20 protein-coding genes and 1 tRNA gene are annotated in these 14,359 nt (G+C 45.7%); 8 read left to right on the forward strand and 13 right to left on the reverse strand.

Translation table 11 applies throughout. The features are described 5' to 3' along the window. Nucleotides 1-39: 39 nt before the first annotated feature. Both DWZ03_RS14290 and DWZ03_RS14295 read left to right on the forward strand, forming a co-directional pair. Nucleotides 40-615: a uracil-DNA glycosylase family protein gene (locus DWZ03_RS14290; RefSeq protein WP_009036618.1), complete on the forward strand. Its 576-nt coding sequence runs from the start codon at nucleotides 40-42 to the stop codon at nucleotides 613-615. 75 nt (nucleotides 616-690) lie between these two features. Further along, nucleotides 691-763: transfer RNA gene (locus tag DWZ03_RS14295), tRNA-Trp, on the forward strand. Nucleotides 764-820: 57 nt separating this feature from the next. On the opposite strand, the gene DWZ03_RS14300 is transcribed toward DWZ03_RS14295, so the two are convergent. From DWZ03_RS14300 to DWZ03_RS14315, 4 genes are all read right to left on the reverse strand, one after another. Beyond that, the gene (locus DWZ03_RS14300; RefSeq protein WP_057089189.1) at nucleotides 821-1,366 is read right to left on the reverse strand and encodes a 7-carboxy-7-deazaguanine synthase QueE; all 546 of its coding nucleotides are present in this window, start codon (nucleotides 1,364-1,366) and stop codon (nucleotides 821-823) included. Next, a complete protein-coding gene (gene queD, locus DWZ03_RS14305; RefSeq protein WP_005826426.1) occupies nucleotides 1,353-1,685 on the reverse strand; it encodes a 6-carboxytetrahydropterin synthase QueD in 333 nt (110 codons plus the stop codon). The genes DWZ03_RS14300 and queD overlap by 14 nt, the downstream gene beginning before the upstream one ends. A gap of 105 nt (nucleotides 1,686-1,790) precedes the next feature. Next, nucleotides 1,791-2,624 (reverse strand): phosphodiester glycosidase family protein, encoded by an 834-nt coding sequence (locus DWZ03_RS14310; protein WP_044468344.1) that lies wholly within the window; start codon nucleotides 2,622-2,624, stop codon nucleotides 1,791-1,793. 15 nt (nucleotides 2,625-2,639) lie between these two features. Continuing rightward, nucleotides 2,640-3,512, reverse strand: coding sequence for a pyridoxamine kinase (locus DWZ03_RS14315; RefSeq protein WP_005826422.1), 873 nt, complete (start codon nucleotides 3,510-3,512; stop codon nucleotides 2,640-2,642). Between the two features lie 35 nt (nucleotides 3,513-3,547). Between DWZ03_RS14315 and DWZ03_RS14320 the strand changes: the two genes are divergently transcribed. Beyond that, nucleotides 3,548-3,907: a YbaN family protein gene (locus tag DWZ03_RS14320; protein WP_055288563.1), complete on the forward strand. Its 360-nt coding sequence runs from the start codon at nucleotides 3,548-3,550 to the stop codon at nucleotides 3,905-3,907. 109 nt (nucleotides 3,908-4,016) lie between these two features. Here DWZ03_RS14320 and DWZ03_RS14325 read toward each other — a convergent pair whose 3' ends face one another. The 7 genes from DWZ03_RS14325 to DWZ03_RS14355 all read right to left on the reverse strand — a co-directional run bounded on the left by DWZ03_RS14325 (nucleotide 4,017) and on the right by DWZ03_RS14355 (nucleotide 7,953). Next, nucleotides 4,017-4,595 carry an MTA/SAH nucleosidase gene (locus tag DWZ03_RS14325; RefSeq protein ID WP_009036613.1) on the reverse strand — a complete coding sequence of 193 codons (579 nt, stop codon included), beginning with the start codon at nucleotides 4,593-4,595 and terminating at the stop codon, nucleotides 4,017-4,019. Nucleotides 4,596-4,729: 134 nt separating this feature from the next. Then, complete coding sequence (locus tag DWZ03_RS14330) at nucleotides 4,730-5,509, reverse strand: hypothetical protein (RefSeq protein ID WP_044468342.1); 780 nt, start codon at nucleotides 5,507-5,509, stop codon at nucleotides 4,730-4,732. 65 nt (nucleotides 5,510-5,574) lie between these two features. Continuing rightward, nucleotides 5,575-5,865, reverse strand: a complete 291-nt coding sequence (locus tag DWZ03_RS14335) for a winged helix-turn-helix domain-containing protein (protein WP_005835827.1) — start codon at nucleotides 5,863-5,865, stop codon at nucleotides 5,575-5,577. 20 nt (nucleotides 5,866-5,885) lie between these two features. After that, entirely contained in the window at nucleotides 5,886-6,095 is a 210-nt protein-coding gene (locus DWZ03_RS14340) for a hypothetical protein (protein WP_034523121.1), read from the reverse strand. A gap of 8 nt (nucleotides 6,096-6,103) precedes the next feature. After that, on the reverse strand, nucleotides 6,104-6,715 hold the full coding sequence (locus tag DWZ03_RS14345; RefSeq protein ID WP_034528593.1) for a hypothetical protein: 612 nt from the start codon (nucleotides 6,713-6,715) through the stop codon (nucleotides 6,104-6,106). A 13-nt stretch (nucleotides 6,716-6,728) separates the two neighbouring features. After that, nucleotides 6,729-7,310: a hypothetical protein gene (locus tag DWZ03_RS14350; protein WP_005835823.1), complete on the reverse strand. Its 582-nt coding sequence runs from the start codon at nucleotides 7,308-7,310 to the stop codon at nucleotides 6,729-6,731. A 115-nt stretch (nucleotides 7,311-7,425) separates the two neighbouring features. Beyond that, nucleotides 7,426-7,953: a hypothetical protein gene (locus DWZ03_RS14355; protein WP_034528592.1), complete on the reverse strand. Its 528-nt coding sequence runs from the start codon at nucleotides 7,951-7,953 to the stop codon at nucleotides 7,426-7,428. A 555-nt stretch (nucleotides 7,954-8,508) separates the two neighbouring features. On the opposite strand from DWZ03_RS14355, the gene DWZ03_RS14365 reads away from it, so the two are divergent. From DWZ03_RS14365 to DWZ03_RS14380, 4 genes are all read left to right on the forward strand, one after another. Then, on the forward strand, nucleotides 8,509-8,802 hold the full coding sequence (locus tag DWZ03_RS14365; protein WP_008663836.1) for a hypothetical protein: 294 nt from the start codon (nucleotides 8,509-8,511) through the stop codon (nucleotides 8,800-8,802). A gap of 14 nt (nucleotides 8,803-8,816) precedes the next feature. Continuing rightward, on the forward strand, nucleotides 8,817-9,107 hold the full coding sequence (locus tag DWZ03_RS14370) for a cell division protein ZapA (RefSeq protein WP_005826408.1): 291 nt from the start codon (nucleotides 8,817-8,819) through the stop codon (nucleotides 9,105-9,107). Between the two features lie 125 nt (nucleotides 9,108-9,232). Continuing rightward, nucleotides 9,233-10,771: a ribonuclease Y gene (rny, locus tag DWZ03_RS14375; RefSeq protein ID WP_005835816.1), complete on the forward strand. Its 1,539-nt coding sequence runs from the start codon at nucleotides 9,233-9,235 to the stop codon at nucleotides 10,769-10,771. Nucleotides 10,772-10,856: 85 nt separating this feature from the next. After that, nucleotides 10,857-11,627: a copper homeostasis protein CutC gene (locus DWZ03_RS14380; RefSeq protein ID WP_120130306.1), complete on the forward strand. Its 771-nt coding sequence runs from the start codon at nucleotides 10,857-10,859 to the stop codon at nucleotides 11,625-11,627. Between the two features lie 143 nt (nucleotides 11,628-11,770). Here DWZ03_RS14380 and DWZ03_RS14385 read toward each other — a convergent pair whose 3' ends face one another. Together DWZ03_RS14385 and DWZ03_RS14390 are read right to left on the reverse strand one after the other, a co-directional pair. Then, the gene (locus tag DWZ03_RS14385) at nucleotides 11,771-12,373 is read right to left on the reverse strand and encodes an OmpH family outer membrane protein (RefSeq protein ID WP_005835815.1); all 603 of its coding nucleotides are present in this window, start codon (nucleotides 12,371-12,373) and stop codon (nucleotides 11,771-11,773) included. A 25-nt stretch (nucleotides 12,374-12,398) separates the two neighbouring features. Beyond that, on the reverse strand, nucleotides 12,399-12,632 hold the full coding sequence (locus tag DWZ03_RS14390) for a hypothetical protein (RefSeq protein WP_005835814.1): 234 nt from the start codon (nucleotides 12,630-12,632) through the stop codon (nucleotides 12,399-12,401). Nucleotides 12,633-12,870: 238 nt separating this feature from the next. On the opposite strand from DWZ03_RS14390, the gene DWZ03_RS14395 reads away from it, so the two are divergent. After that, complete coding sequence (locus DWZ03_RS14395; protein ID WP_016273211.1) at nucleotides 12,871-14,328, forward strand: aminoacyl-histidine dipeptidase; 1,458 nt, start codon at nucleotides 12,871-12,873, stop codon at nucleotides 14,326-14,328. Nucleotides 14,329-14,359: the final 31 nt, after the last annotated feature.

The raw sequence follows: 14,359 nt of genomic DNA on the forward strand, positions 1-14,359 counted from the left end.
TTCCGTACTTTTGCAGGCAGAACAATGAAATTGGAAAGTATGGAAATAGAACAACACCCTTTAGAACCCTTCCTTCCCGGCAACGCCCGTCTGCTGATGCTGGGAAGCTTTCCTCCGCAGAAAAAGCGGTGGTCCATGGAGTTTTACTACCCCAACTGGAACAATGACATGTGGAGGATTACCGGGTTCCTTTTCTTCAATGACAAGGATTATTTTGTAGACAAGACGAAGAAGGCTTTCTGCAAAGAACGCCTCATCAGTTTCCTGCAGGAAAAGGGTATTGCCTTGTTCGACACAGCCTCTGCCATACGGCGCCTGCAGGACAATGCCTCGGACAAGTTTCTGGAAGTAGTGCAGCCTACGGACATTCCTGCCCTACTGCACCGGATACCGCAATGCAAGGCTATCGTCACCACCGGCGAGAAGGCAACGGACACGCTGTGCACGCAGTTTTCCATCGACAAGCCCAAAGTAGGCGACTTCACGGAGTTTCTTTTCGAAAACCATCCGATGCGCCTCTACCGGATGCCTTCTTCCTCAAGAGCCTACCCGCTGGCACTGGAAAAAAAAGCAGCAGCGTATCGCATTATGTATCAGGACTTACAGATGTTGTAAGCAACTTTCTTTATAAAATAAGTACGTCTGTTACTTGCATATTTGAAAGTTTGCATTACCTTTGCAGCCGCAAACACGGGAGTAGCTCAGTTGGTAGAGCACCGGTCTCCAAAACCGGGTGTCGGGAGTTCGAGCCTCTCCTCCCGTGCATGAACGAATAATGGCTGTAAGCATTGCTTACAGCCATTATTCGTTTTATAAATGCCTACCGGATATCTATCAGCTTATGTGTCTGCAAACTAAGTCTCCACTTAGGATGCTTCATCACGCAATCCACCGTTTCGGCCGTATTGCTGCAAGAGCAAGGCTGAAGAAAGAAATGCCCGGCGGGCAACTGCTCATAAACAGTAATATCCTGCCCTTCATACACCACCTTCACTTCATTCATACGCGTAATTTCCAGCTTTACCCCCTGCTTGGGAGAGCAGGTCACCCAATCTATATTATCCGGCAGCAGACGGGTACCGTTTGTTTCAATGCAGACATACTTTCCCGCCTGGTGCAGACAATCCACAAATTCACGGTCAATCCAAAGGGAGGGTTCTCCACCGGTCAGTATCACGGTAGCGGCAGGGTATTTACTGACTTCTGTTACGATATCTTCATCGGACATCAGTATGCCGTCCTCATGCTGCGTATCACAGAAGGGGCACTTCAGGTTGCAACCGGAAAAACGGATAAAGACAGCCGGGGTACCCGTATGGTATCCTTCTCCCTGCAAACTGTAGAATATCTCATTAATCTTCCTCATAGACGGCAATGTTTGATTCCGACTCCTGCACCTCTACCTTGAAGCAAGTGGGTATCTGGTCGCATATCCAACGGGCTATGTTCTCGGCTGTGGGATTGAAGGACAGCACTTCATTAAGATTATGATGATCCAGCTGTTCCTTTACCACCTGCTTGATGTGACTGAAGTCTACCACCATTCCGTCCGCATTCAGCTCTTTGGAACGGCAATAGACAGTGATAATCCAGTTGTGACCGTGCAGATTCTCACACTTACTGCGATAAGAAAGTTTCAGGCTATGGGCAGCCGACACTTCCATGCGTTTGATGACTGTGTACATATTGTTAATACGCTAATTAATATAATAAGTTGCCGCATCTAATGTCACCTCGATGCGACGGCAAAATTACAAAAAACTTAAGATTTATCCATTTACTTCCCTATCTTATTCGTACACACAAAGAGAATTGGCAACCTTACGCTCTGCACTGCCACTCGGGGTATTGGCTATTCCCTTATCCGGCAACGCCCCACTCCACAGCGTAGAAGAACCGCCACCGTCCAGATTCAACGCATCCTCCCCGCCCAATATACGAATCATATGGGCAAGCTCGGGTATATTGATACCTTCCGCTTTTCCCTTCCGACGTCCGTCAACAACAATAAGCAGGATTTTTCCTTCTCTTGTCAGCGCCACAGCACTGCGAGGATGCTTGGTATCTACAAAATTCCGATTAGTCCCGGACAAGTCGCACACTTGCCCGTCCTTCAGCATCAAAGGACCGGAAGCCAGCACAGTGCCTTTTTTCAAAGTACATGCCTTTTCATCCTGCTTGCTCCAGGGAATCAGTTCCAGCCTGCCTTTCTTTATGAGTACAGCTCCATTGGACACTGTTGCCAGAACCCCGGTAGAGGTAGTATCTATCACCACCCCGTCCTTACGCAGATAGCAGACGGAATTTCCGGCTTTCATATCAAAATAGGAGCCATTGATGGCCGCCACCGCACCTGCATGCCGGGCGGCTATACTGGTCTCCTCCTTGGGATTGTGGACGAGCACATCGAAACGGTAGCGCTTCGGGGATATTTCAAAAATAGACACTTCCTGAGGAACTCCATACAAAGAACTGAATACTGCCTTTTTATAAAGCATCCCTTTCTGCAGGGGCTCAGTCTGCCAATCGGCAGAAACGATGGCAAGAGAGTCGGCAGCAGTCTGCGCCATTGCTGCAAACATGCCGCAACAGAGAAACACTGCCAGGAATATTTTCTTTTTCATATAGATGGGATTGGTTTAAATTAATTCATAGCTGCAGATTTGAATCGGCATGTCGAGATTATGCAACACCTTTTCAAGCTGTATACCTTCACGGTTGTCGTACTCGTATCCGAAAGTAGCACGGATACCTTGCAGAATGAACTGCGTGGCACGGTCCAGGGCAATGGGCAAACTGTCGCCTTGCAACAGTGCCCCGGTGATGACACTGGTAAACGTATCCCCCGTTCCGGGATAATGGGCCGGCAGGTAAGGACACGTAACCTTCCAGTAGCGGTTACCGTTCCGGTTATAGGCATACACGGACGTCTTATGCTTATCATCCCGTACGGGCACACTGGTAATAATCACCACTTCGGGACCACAATCGGAAAGCTGGCGAAGGTATGACTTCAATTCCTCATCCGTATTCATCTCCTTATAAGGAATACCCAGCAGATAGAACAGCTCCGTCAGATTGGGGGTAACGACATCGGCCTTGGTGATGAGATGTTTCATTTCATCAATCATGGACTCGTGGAAGTTCGCATAAAGCCGTCCGTTATCGCCCAACACCGGGTCTACCACAACCAGACCGTCCGGTCGGCGGAAGTCATCAATAAAGTCAGAAACAATATGTATCTGCCGCGGAGAACCCAGATAGCCGGTATAAAAGGCATCAAACTGTACTTCCAGCTTCTTCCACTCGGAAATAATCTTCGGCATTTCATCCGTCAAGTCCAGAAAAGAGAACTCCGGATACTGGGTATGGCTCGACAATACGGCTGTAGGCAACGGACACACCTGGAAACCCATAGACGAAAGGATGGGAATGACCACCGTCAGAGACACCCGTCCGACTCCCGACAAGTCGTGGACGGCAACAACCTTCTTTACTTTATTCGCATACATATTATCTATATTATTATTTTTCCTACATTTGCCGCATGAAAACCGTCTGCATCATTTTGGGAACAGTTTCTTTGGCACTCGGCATCATCGGCATCTTCCTGCCGTTGCTGCCCACCACGCCTTTCCTGCTGCTCACGGCAGCACTCTACTTCAGAGGCTCACCCAGACTGTACCAATGGTTGCTGAACCACAAATGCCTCGGTCCCTACATCCGCAGCTTCCGCGAGAACAAAGCCATCCCACTACGTGCCAAAATCATCTCCCTACTGCTGATGTGGGGAACAATGGTTTACTGCATCTTCTTCCTGATTCCACTAACAGAAATAAAGATAGTATTGTTCCTTGTCGCTGTGGGGGTGACTTGGCATATACTGTCATTCAAGACGTTGAGATAAATGAATGTGCTAATGTGGTTAATGTGCTAATGTGCCAATGACCTGCGGTGTGAGAGTCTAATATACACATAGCGCAGCCAATTAGCACATTGGCATATTAGCACATTAATCAAACTCCTCCCAATTTTTCGAAGAATTCTCCCAACCCCTTCCGAGCATCGGCAAGCTTGTCTTCCCAATGTTTCACGGAGTTCTGCCCGATAATATCCGTCACGTACTTCACCGAAATGAAAGGAACATTCTTGGCACGGCATACCAAAGCCTGGGCATAGGCTTCCATATCCACAACATCACCGGACACATCCGAGAGTTCTGTCAAGAAAGTATCCCCCGTATTGCATACACCGCCTGCCGGCCAGTGTAAACAATATCCTTTTTGGGACAACAAATCCATTGAATCAATCTCATACTCCATACCAAGCTCCACCAGCTTCTGCATATCACGGTCCACAAAATGACGGCATACGAAAATATCTCCTACCTGGTGACGGATAGTCCCTGCCGTACCCACATTGACCACCAAGTCCGGTTGCGCATGGCTTATCGCTTCAGAAAGATAAAAAGCCGATTTCACCTTTCCCACACCGGTACGGAGATAGCCAACCTGCACCTCTTCCTCCCCTATCAGTCCGGGAAATTTCAATTCAGTAAATTCGCCTTGTACGGCATAAGTAACCAAGATTCTCATATCAATTCATTGTTTGTAGTTCCTACCTATTCAAAAAATTACTCCTTGAAGAAAAGACAAAGGTAGAAACCTTTTTTTGAAGATTCCTACCTTTGAGGCAATTAAATGCACAGTGGTTCCAGAAGAATGATAAATTATTCGTCCAGTTTCCTTTTATATTCGCCGATAAAATAACTGTCCGGATACTCCTTCTCTGCCATCAGCAAGCAATTTTTGGCCTCATCCGTCCTATCGTTCTGCATATAGTATTGAATCAAGAGAGCATAGGCGTATTCTCTTCCCCAGGTAGGCAGGCTGGAATCATCTGTATTCTTGTCAGGAGATGAAGTAGCTTTCTTCAAATAATATTCCACCTTCTTCCCGCCACCGAAACTAGCCGGAGTGTAATAATCGTTACTGCCCAATACATACCAACCTCTTACATTGGTAGAGTCCAGTTCCAAAGCCTTCCCAGCATTTTCCCGAATGCCAGCAGATATTCTTCCTGCCTCCATACCCGAAGCAAACTGAATGGAAAAACTCTGCACAAGCGCTAATAAGGCATAGGTTTCAGAAGTTTTGTTCCCTATATCATTCAAAATAGCGGAGGCTTCCTTTATCACTTTCCCACTATCTTCCTTCTTTCCAAGTTTCAAATAGAAAACACTTTTATAGTAGGTAATATAAGCCTTCCAATACGGAACCATACCATTCCCATCTTCAAGTTTGTTCAGCTTTGTAAACAGACTATCGAGCGGAGCTGCAGTATTTTGAACAAAGCAATTGTTCATAGCCAGTTCAATTTTTTTCTGAATGCCGTCCAGTACATCATCAGATTCAGTTCTTGACAATAAGGCTCCACAAGCCGCATTGACCATACATACGCCTACTACAAATGCAGACAAGAGGACAAATAAAACAATACTCCTTTTCATAATTTCTCATTGTTTTTAATCAGACACTGCCATTTTCCATCAATCCCATCAAATTCTCAGGAAAATCATAATTTTCCCACCAGATAAGATTTCAACGCCTCTATATATTCTTCAAAGGCATCCACTCCCTGCGGAGTAATCCTACAAAGTGTACAAGGCATTTTTCCTTTAAAAGTTTTTGTTATCTCCACATAACCCGCCTTGCTGAGCTTATCCAACTGCACACTGAGGTTTCCTGCCGTAGCTTTCGTTTGTTGGCGGATATAGACAAAATCCGCTTCCTCAACACTGATGAGCAACGACATCACCGCAAGCCGCAGTTCACTGTGGAGCAAAGGGTTCAGTTCTTTAAACATATCAAATTTTATTCTTCCATTTATTTTTCAACAATGCATAGAGAGATATTCCCAACAAAGGAAGCCCCAATAAAAGCATGTCCCAACGTATAGAATACCATATTTCCAACAGATTCCCATTGAACTTCTTTTATTGCAACCGGAAATAAAATGAATAGCAAAACAATCATCCATACCATAAATTTCCAGGAGAGCAGAAATCTGTCCAAAACATTATTTATTGTCTTCATCTTATACCTCACTTTCTGTTGTGAACTTCTTTCCGGGCTTTATAGTTCAAAATATGCCCCGGAACAATCATGGCAAAGACCACCACACCGGTAAACCAAACCAAAGACACGTATGACGTTCCGGAATTCAGTGCATCAAAGAAACTCTTCATACCCCACATAAGCCCCATAGCCGGAAAGATAAAAAATGTAGTATAACGAATGATGCAACCCGTAATGATACTTCCCATCGACATGACAATAGCCCCCATAGGAAGAATAACCTCATACCGTTCAAGATCCGTAGCCATCAATACAAATATCATACAAATCAGTCCAAACATCCTCCAAACCTGAACTAAAATCTTGTCAATGTAAGATTTTACCATCTTCTGACGCTTACGCATCAAAAGAAATGTCAGTAAATACCCGATAACGGGAATTCCCCAAAATCCCCACATCCAGAGAGGATTCTTTGTAAAGTACACACCCGCCAACACCGTCAATGTCACCAATACACTCACATATCCCCACACTAAAAACATGTTTCCGCTACCTGTGTCCAAATTCCGACGCGTATTCTGTATCATCTGAGTGATGAGTTCCAAACTCTCTTTCTCGTTCAGTTTCTTGTCTTCCATAATCAATAAATATTTATTTATCCTGCTTTGCCATTCCGTTTAAGTAATGTCCCGGTATCACCATCATAAAAACAAAAGCCGATGCAAAAACCAGTATTTGGTCGAAACCGTGTACATAGATACACCCCACAGAGGCCAAAGCTCCCACCACTCCGCACACTGTCACTACCTTCATCTTTATAATCAGTCCCGTCAGTGCCGTCCCCATTCCCATCATCAGTAATATGACAAAAAGGACAGACATATTCCAGAAGAAGATGGAAACCCAGGAAACAAAAAAGCCCCCTAATCCGAATACCGCCCATACATATCCTACAATACGGTCAATATAAGTCTTAATCATCTTCGGCTGTTTGTGCTCAATCCATAAAGTAGAAGGCAGGGAAATAGCCGGCAACAAAAACCACAGCCATTGCCAATGATAATTTCCCGTTTCCTTCAACAGAAACCAAACCAATAACGACACTATTATGGTCGTATATCCCCATATCAGAAAAGGAGCTCCGGAATTCCGAGTCATCCGGGACTTCGTATTCTGTATCATTTGAGCAATGAGTTCCAAACTCTCCTTCTCATTCAACACTCTGTCATTCATAACCAATAGATTTATTATTCAACATCAAATACATTCAATATCAAGAAAAGCATCAGTAGCCAATTGGCCGTAAGCATATACACAAACCAGGTTTCCATATTCCCTCCTTTCAGAATTAAACAAGAGTATACTGAAGAATCCATAAACACAGTAGAATGCCCACTAAAACCAGCAGTACTCTCACCGTCACCACATAACATCTGGCCAACAAGCTTTTACGCAAAAAGAAAGCCTCACCCAAAGCCAGTATCACCAACCAGGCATAACCATAAAAAGTAGTGATATGCCATACATCCTTTGACTCCATGCATACTGCAAAAAACAGAAAATCCGAAAGTAAAGATATTCCCACAGCAACCAATGATACAAACAACGCCTTCTTCATCAGATTCCCGGCATTACTCCCACAAGACAAGCAAGCATAAATGCCTATCCCCCAGAAAAGAGGGTTTACAGTAAGCATCAGCAACATACCCAACCGGGGGCTATGACTCCAGGGAACCCACAACACGATATTGGAAAGCCAATACAAACACATCACCGTTAGTACAGTAAATATCCACCAAAGCTGATGCTGCCAACTATCCCGTACCACTCCAGCAACCGGCTTCTGCTTCCCCATATCAAATATCTTATCTTCCATAATCTTTAATCAGTTAAATTCTTATTCATTTCAGCACATATTCCCCGATTGACAATCTAAGATGTTGCAAATATAATTAGTTTATTTTATAAACCAAACTATTATATAAATTATTTTATTTATTTCTTTGCATCCTCCTTTACTGTAGGTTATTCCAATCATTCCCAAGCAGTAGTTCCGAAAACAGCAAAAAGTAATTCCTGCCTTACTAACTGTTAATCGTCCGATAACCGTTTTATTATCGTCCGACATATGTCTAATTATCGTCCGACAGTTGTTGGACGATAATTCAACAACTGTCGGACGATTAATAGTTAGCAACAGAAATACTAAGCGTTTGAAAAGAAAGGAAGAGAATCCTTGCAGAAAACCAATAGTCCCACACCTATCCACATATCCTATCTTTTGATAAACAGTCCGCCCCTTTTCAATCCCCCGAAACCAAGCTTTCATAGGCCATTTCGGTTATTTCGGCACTTCTACAACACATTTTCTCCGAAAAGTTTTTGTAATCTCCAAGTAAATCGTATTTTTGTGTACAATTTTGGTGTAGTGATGACAGACGAAGAAAAGAAGCTATTAAGTACCTTTGAAGCCAGACTGCGGCATTTAATCTATCTGCACGATGAATTAAAACGCGAAAATGCTGAGCTAAAGCAACTTCTTGAAGCCAAAGAGGAGGAATACGGGAAGGTACAAGCTGAATACCGGGAACTGGAACTTAACTACACGAACCTAAAAACAGCTACGACAATCAGCCTTAACGGCAGTGACGTGAAAGAGACGAAACTGCGATTGTCCAAATTAGTGCGTGAAGTCGATAAATGCATCGCTTTGTTGAATGAATAAAGAGAAGAGGATGTATGAACGATAAGATAAAGATAAACCTGCAGATGGCAGGAGCCTCCTACCCTCTCACAATCAACCGTGAGGACGAGGAAATGGTAAGAGAAGCCGCCAAGCAGGTAGATATCAGGCTCAATGCGTATCGGGAGCATTATCAGAATGTGTCTCTAGAGAGAATTATAGCCATGGTGGCCTATCAGTTCGCTTTAGAAAACCTTCAGTTGAAGGACCGTAATGATACTGAACCCTATACCGCTAAAATAAAGGAACTGACAGAGGTATTGGAGACTTATTTCAAGGAACAATAAGCTGCAATCCCTCCGTCGGGTCGGTAAAAGAGAGAAATTCGCGCACTGTACAAAAGTTTGCCCTTCATCAAAGCAAGCTTTTATGCAGTGCTTTTTTATTTATACACTAAAAACAAATTAATAAAATGACAGTAGTTACAATAGTATTATCCATTGCCTGCTTCATTGTCGGAGGGTTTGCCTCGTACTTGTTCTTCAAGCACGGGCTGAAAAACAAATACGACGGTATCCTGAGAGATGCGGAAGCGGAAGCGGAAGTGATTAAGAAGAATAAGTTGCTGGAAGTAAAGGAAAAATTCCTGAACAAGAAGGCGGACTTGGAAAAAGAAGTGGCCCAACGTAACCAAAAGATACAGCAGGCAGAAAACAAGCTGAAACAACGTGAATTGGTACTGAACCAACGCCAGGAAGAAATCCAGCGCAAGAAGATGGAAGCAGAAGCCGTGAAAGAAAATCTGGAAGCCCAGCTGTCCATCGTAGACAAGAAGAAAGAAGAACTGGAGCACATGCAGCGCCAGGAAATAGAAAAACTGGAAGCTATCTCCGGACTTTCTGCCGAAGAAGCCAAAGAGCGCATGGTAGAATCCCTAAAGGAAGAAGCCAAAACGCAGGCCCAGTCCTACATTAACGACATCATGGACGACGCCAAGCTGACGGCAAGCAAAGAGGCCAAGCGCATCGTGATACAGAGCATCCAGCGCGTGGCTACGGAAACAGCCATTGAAAACTCAGTAACCGTATTCCACATCGAATCAGATGAAATAAAGGGACGTATCATCGGTCGCGAAGGCCGCAACATCCGCGCCCTGGAAGCTGCCACCGGTGTGGAAATTGTGGTAGACGATACTCCGGAAGCTATCGTATTGTCAGCTTTCGACCCGGTTCGCCGTGAGATTGCACGTCTGGCATTGCACCAGTTGGTAACAGACGGACGTATCCACCCGGCACGTATCGAAGAGGTAGTTGCCAAAGTACGCAAGCAGGTAGAAGAGGAAATCATCGAAACCGGTAAACGCACTACTATCGACCTGGGCATCCACGGTCTGCATCCGGAACTTATCCGCATTATCGGTAAGATGAAATACCGTTCTTCATACGGCCAGAACCTTTTGCAGCATGCACGCGAGACAGCCAATCTTTGCGCTGTGATGGCATCAGAGCTGGGACTCAACCCGAAGAAAGCAAAACGTGCCGGACTGCTGCATGATATAGGCAAGGTACCCGATGAGGAACCGGAATTGCCGCATGCACTCTATGGTATGAAGCTGGCAGAAAAGTTCAAGGAAAAGCCGGACATCTGCAACGCCATCGGTGCCCACCACGACGAAGTGGAAATGACCAGCCTGCTGGCCCCCATCGTACAAGTATGCGATGCCATTTCAGGAGCACGCCCGGGAGCACGCCGCGAAATTGTAGAAGCATACATCAAGCGCCTGAACGACCTTGAGCAACTGGCCATGTCCTATCCGGGAGTGACAAAGACATATGCCATCCAGGCAGGCCGTGAGTTGCGTGTCATTGTCGGTGCAGACAAGATTGACGACAAGCAGACGGAGAACCTTTCCGGTGAAATCGCCAAGAAGATTCAGGACGAAATGACTTATCCGGGTCAGGTGAAAATTACCGTTATCCGTGAGACACGTGCGGTGAGCTACGCAAAGTAACATCGGAAAAGAAAATAAATGCAGAAAAGGGTGAATTCGTATTCACCCTTTTCTTATTTTTGCACCACAACCATAACTTTACAAAATGAAAGATTATCAGTTTGAAGTTTGTGCCAACTCCGTAGAGAGTTGTATTGCCGCACAAGCCGGCGGAGCAGACCGGGTAGAATTGTGCGCAGGCATCCCCGAGGGAGGGACAACCCCCTCATACGGCGATATCCTCATCGCACGGGAAGTATTGCAGCAGACCAAATTGCATATCATTGTCCGTCCCCGTGGAGGAGACTTCCTTTACTCCTCCACCGAACAGCGCATCATGCTGAAAGACATAGAGAATGCCCGCCGCCTAGGCGCTGACGGAGTCGTGTTCGGTTGCTTGACGGCAGAGGGAAATGTAGACATTCCATTGATGGAGCAGCTTATGAAAGCCTCACAAGGGATGTCCGTCACCTTCCACCGTGCTTTCGATGTATGCAGAAATCCACAAAAAGCAATAGAAGATATTATCGCATTAGGATGCAACCGCATCCTAACTTCCGGACAGCAACCTACAGCAGAGCGAGGCATTCCCCTTCTGAAAGAACTCCAACAACAAGCATCAGACCGAATCATCCTATTGGCAGGCTGTGGGGTGAATGAAGCCAACATAGCCCACATTGCCCGAGAAACCGGCATCCGCGAATTTCATTTCTCCGCCAGGGAAAATATCGAGAGCTCCATGCTCTATCATAATTCCGCCGTCTCTATGGGAGGAACGGTACATATTGATGAATATACACATACCGTCACTACTGCGGAGCGGGTAAAGCGTACAATCGGAGCATTAAAAGCCTCTCCCCTAGCCCCTCCCCCGTAGGGAGGGGGACAGAGATAGTCCTACAAAATACAAACAAGAGCAACTTCAAAACTCCCCTCCCTACGGGGGAGGGGTCGGGGGAGAGACCTATAAAAAAAGGATGTACCGAAAGTACATCCTTTTTTTATATCATAGGATAAATATTATTTCTTCACCGGAGAAGAGTATCTTGCATTCAGACCATCCAGAATCTCACGGGTGATGTTATAGACACTGTCTGCATAGAGCAGGTTGTCAAAACCCGTATTGCTGATAATCATGCTGTAACCTTTTGTCTTATTGTACTCCTTCAGGAAAGCATTGATAGAATCACGCAGTTGCAGGCTGTTCTTTTCATTCTCACTCATCAGCTCAGACTGCAGCTTGTTGCTCAGGTTCTGCAAATCCTGCTCCAACTTTGCAATGCGGTTGTATTCCTGCTGCGCTCTCTCCTGAGAAAGATAAGCGTTGTTCTGATACTTTGTCTGGAATTCCTGCTTCTGCTTCTCCAGTTCGCTGGCTTTCTGGTTCAATGTCAGACGGACATTCTCGCCCTTCTTCACCATAGCCTCATTCAAGTCTATGCAATAGTTGTATTTTGCCAAAAGCGTATCTATTTCAACATAAGCAATTTTCATTTCCGATAATCCGCCGGCTTGTGCAGGAGCGCTTGTTGTCTGTTTATCAGTATTGCCGGCACATTGAGCAAATAAAACGATCAGTGCGAGAGCTGCCAGACCGTTCATGAGGTAGTTTAATCTCTTCATAATTGATAAATATTGTTTTTTAAAATTAGTTCATACTATCGTTTAAGGCTTTTTCCAGTTCATCAATGGAAAAACGGGACTTGCGTTGTGCTTCTCTGTCCTGCGACTGCACACAGCCGATACCTCTATCGCGCATTGCCTTATTGCCACTGACATGCCCGTTAGGGAACCTGCCGCCTTTCACAAAAAAGACCTTTACACCCAATAAAACAATGCAAATAGCAACTATTAACAGAGTTATCAATATTGTATCAAGCATTTCCATTAATTTTGTTACATGAAAATAGTGTTTTTACTATTTTTGTGGGTGCAAATATAGGGCTTTGGTTGGACTAACTCGCCTTTTTTACTCTAAAAAAAGAGAAAGGGGAATAAAATAGTCAATCAATTTAACCATATTTAGCAATAAGTGGTTAATTTAATGGAGAATTGATATTTGACAATTGATAATGAAGGCTGCATAAACACATGTAAGGCAGCCGCTAATTCAGATAATTATGGAAAAAAAAGACTTGAAACCGGCTGGTGTATTTCACTATTTCGAGGAAATCTGCCAAGTGCCGCGCCCTTCGAAGAAGGAAGAGAAAATCATTGCTTACTTAAAAGCATTCGGAGAAAAACATAAGTTGGAAACGAAGGTGGACGAAGCCGGAAACGTTCTGATAAAGAAACCCGCTACTCCGGGTATGGAAAACCGCAAGACTGTCGTACTTCAATCGCACATCGACATGGTATGTGAAAAGAACAACGACGTGAAGCACGACTTCCTGACCGACCCTATCGAAACCGAAATTGACGGTGAATGGCTGAAAGCCAAAGGTACAACCTTGGGAGCCGACAACGGCATCGGTGTAGCCACCGAACTGGCTATCCTTGCCGACGACAGCATCGAGCACGGTCCTATCGAATGCCTCTTCACCGTGGACGAGGAGACCGGACTGACCGGTGCCTTCGCCCTGAAAGAAGGCTTCATGAACGGAGACATTCTGTTGAACCTCGATTCCGAAGATGAAGGCGAGCTCTTCATCGGCTGTGCAGGCGGTATAGATTCCGTTGCCGAATTCACCTACCGGGAAGTGGACGTACCGGCAGGATATTTCTGCTGCAAAGTGCAGATAAAGGGGCTGAAAGGCGGACACTCCGGCGGCGACATACACCTGGGGCGCGGCAATGCCAACAAGCTGCTGAACCGCTTCCTGAGCCAGGCATCCCAGAAGTACGACATGTACCTTTGCGAAATAGACGGTGGTAACCTGCGCAACGCCATTGCCCGCGAAGCACACGCGGTAATTGCCATACCCGATGCCGACAAGCATGCCCTGCGCACAGACTTGAATGTCTTTGCCGCCGAAGTGGAGGCAGAATATGCCGTCGTTGACCCGGACCTCCAATTCGTACTCGAATCGGAAGCAGCCCGTCCCAAAGCCATTGACAAAGATACCGCCAAGCGCTTGCTGCAAACCATCTATGCCGCACCTCACGGTGTGTATGCCATGAGCCAAGACATTCCGGGGCTGGTGGAAACCTCCACCAATCTGGCCTCCGTAAAGATGAAATCCGGCCATATCATCCGTATCGAGACCAGCCAGCGCAGCTCTACCGCCTCCTCCAAACAAGACATTGCCAATATGGTGCGTACTGTATTCGAAATGGGTGGAGCAGCCGTATCTTTCGGCGACGGATATCCGGGCTGGAAGCCCAACCCGCATTCAGAAATCCTGGAAGTGGCTGTTGAGTCCTACAAACGTTTGTTCGGTGTAGATGCCAAGGTAAAAGCTATCCATGCAGGTCTGGAATGCGGACTGTTCCTTGACAAATACCCGGCACTGGACATGATTTCCTTCGGACCTACCCTGCAGGGTGTGCACTCTCCCGACGAACGGATGCTGATTCCTACCGTACAGAAGTTCTGGGACCATCTGCTGGATATACTGAAGCACATTCCGGTGAAATAAATATCCCGCGTTCCTTAAAGGGGAACGGAAA

Source organism: Bacteroides sp. AF29-11, from assembly GCF_003602895.1.
Taxonomy (GTDB): Bacteria; Bacteroidota; Bacteroidia; order Bacteroidales; family Bacteroidaceae; genus Bacteroides; species Bacteroides uniformis.

Excerpts from the sequence above, each read along its gene's own strand:
- DWZ03_RS14290 (WP_009036618.1), top strand. The coding sequence starts at position 40 with ATGGAAATAGAACAACACCCTTTAGAACCCTTCCTTCCCGGCAACGCC.
- DWZ03_RS14370 (WP_005826408.1), top strand. The coding sequence starts at position 8,817 with ATGAACGATAAGATAAAGATAAACCTGCAGATGGCAGGAGCCTCCTAC.
- DWZ03_RS14355 (WP_034528592.1), bottom strand. The coding sequence starts at position 7,953 with ATGGAAGATAAGATATTTGATATGGGGAAGCAGAAGCCGGTTGCTGGA.
- DWZ03_RS14310 (WP_044468344.1), bottom strand. The coding sequence starts at position 2,624 with ATGAAAAAGAAAATATTCCTGGCAGTGTTTCTCTGTTGCGGCATGTTT.
- DWZ03_RS14380 (WP_120130306.1), top strand. The coding sequence starts at position 10,857 with ATGAAAGATTATCAGTTTGAAGTTTGTGCCAACTCCGTAGAGAGTTGT.
- queD (WP_005826426.1), bottom strand. The coding sequence starts at position 1,685 with ATGTACACAGTCATCAAACGCATGGAAGTGTCGGCTGCCCATAGCCTG.
- DWZ03_RS14300 (WP_057089189.1), bottom strand. The coding sequence starts at position 1,366 with ATGAGGAAGATTAATGAGATATTCTACAGTTTGCAGGGAGAAGGATAC.
- rny (WP_005835816.1), top strand. The coding sequence starts at position 9,233 with ATGACAGTAGTTACAATAGTATTATCCATTGCCTGCTTCATTGTCGGA.
- DWZ03_RS14385 (WP_005835815.1), bottom strand. The coding sequence starts at position 12,373 with ATGAAGAGATTAAACTACCTCATGAACGGTCTGGCAGCTCTCGCACTG.
- DWZ03_RS14330 (WP_044468342.1), bottom strand. The coding sequence starts at position 5,509 with ATGAAAAGGAGTATTGTTTTATTTGTCCTCTTGTCTGCATTTGTAGTA.
- DWZ03_RS14325 (WP_009036613.1), bottom strand. The coding sequence starts at position 4,595 with ATGAGAATCTTGGTTACTTATGCCGTACAAGGCGAATTTACTGAATTG.
- DWZ03_RS14390 (WP_005835814.1), bottom strand. The coding sequence starts at position 12,632 with ATGCTTGATACAATATTGATAACTCTGTTAATAGTTGCTATTTGCATT.
- DWZ03_RS14345 (WP_034528593.1), bottom strand. The coding sequence starts at position 6,715 with ATGGAAGACAAGAAACTGAACGAGAAAGAGAGTTTGGAACTCATCACT.
- DWZ03_RS14335 (WP_005835827.1), bottom strand. The coding sequence starts at position 5,865 with ATGTTTAAAGAACTGAACCCTTTGCTCCACAGTGAACTGCGGCTTGCG.
- DWZ03_RS14350 (WP_005835823.1), bottom strand. The coding sequence starts at position 7,310 with ATGAATGACAGAGTGTTGAATGAGAAGGAGAGTTTGGAACTCATTGCT.
- DWZ03_RS14340 (WP_034523121.1), bottom strand. The coding sequence starts at position 6,095 with ATGAAGACAATAAATAATGTTTTGGACAGATTTCTGCTCTCCTGGAAA.
- DWZ03_RS14395 (WP_016273211.1), top strand. The coding sequence starts at position 12,871 with ATGGAAAAAAAAGACTTGAAACCGGCTGGTGTATTTCACTATTTCGAG.
- DWZ03_RS14365 (WP_008663836.1), top strand. The coding sequence starts at position 8,509 with ATGACAGACGAAGAAAAGAAGCTATTAAGTACCTTTGAAGCCAGACTG.
- DWZ03_RS14315 (WP_005826422.1), bottom strand. The coding sequence starts at position 3,512 with ATGTATGCGAATAAAGTAAAGAAGGTTGTTGCCGTCCACGACTTGTCG.
- DWZ03_RS14320 (WP_055288563.1), top strand. The coding sequence starts at position 3,548 with ATGAAAACCGTCTGCATCATTTTGGGAACAGTTTCTTTGGCACTCGGC.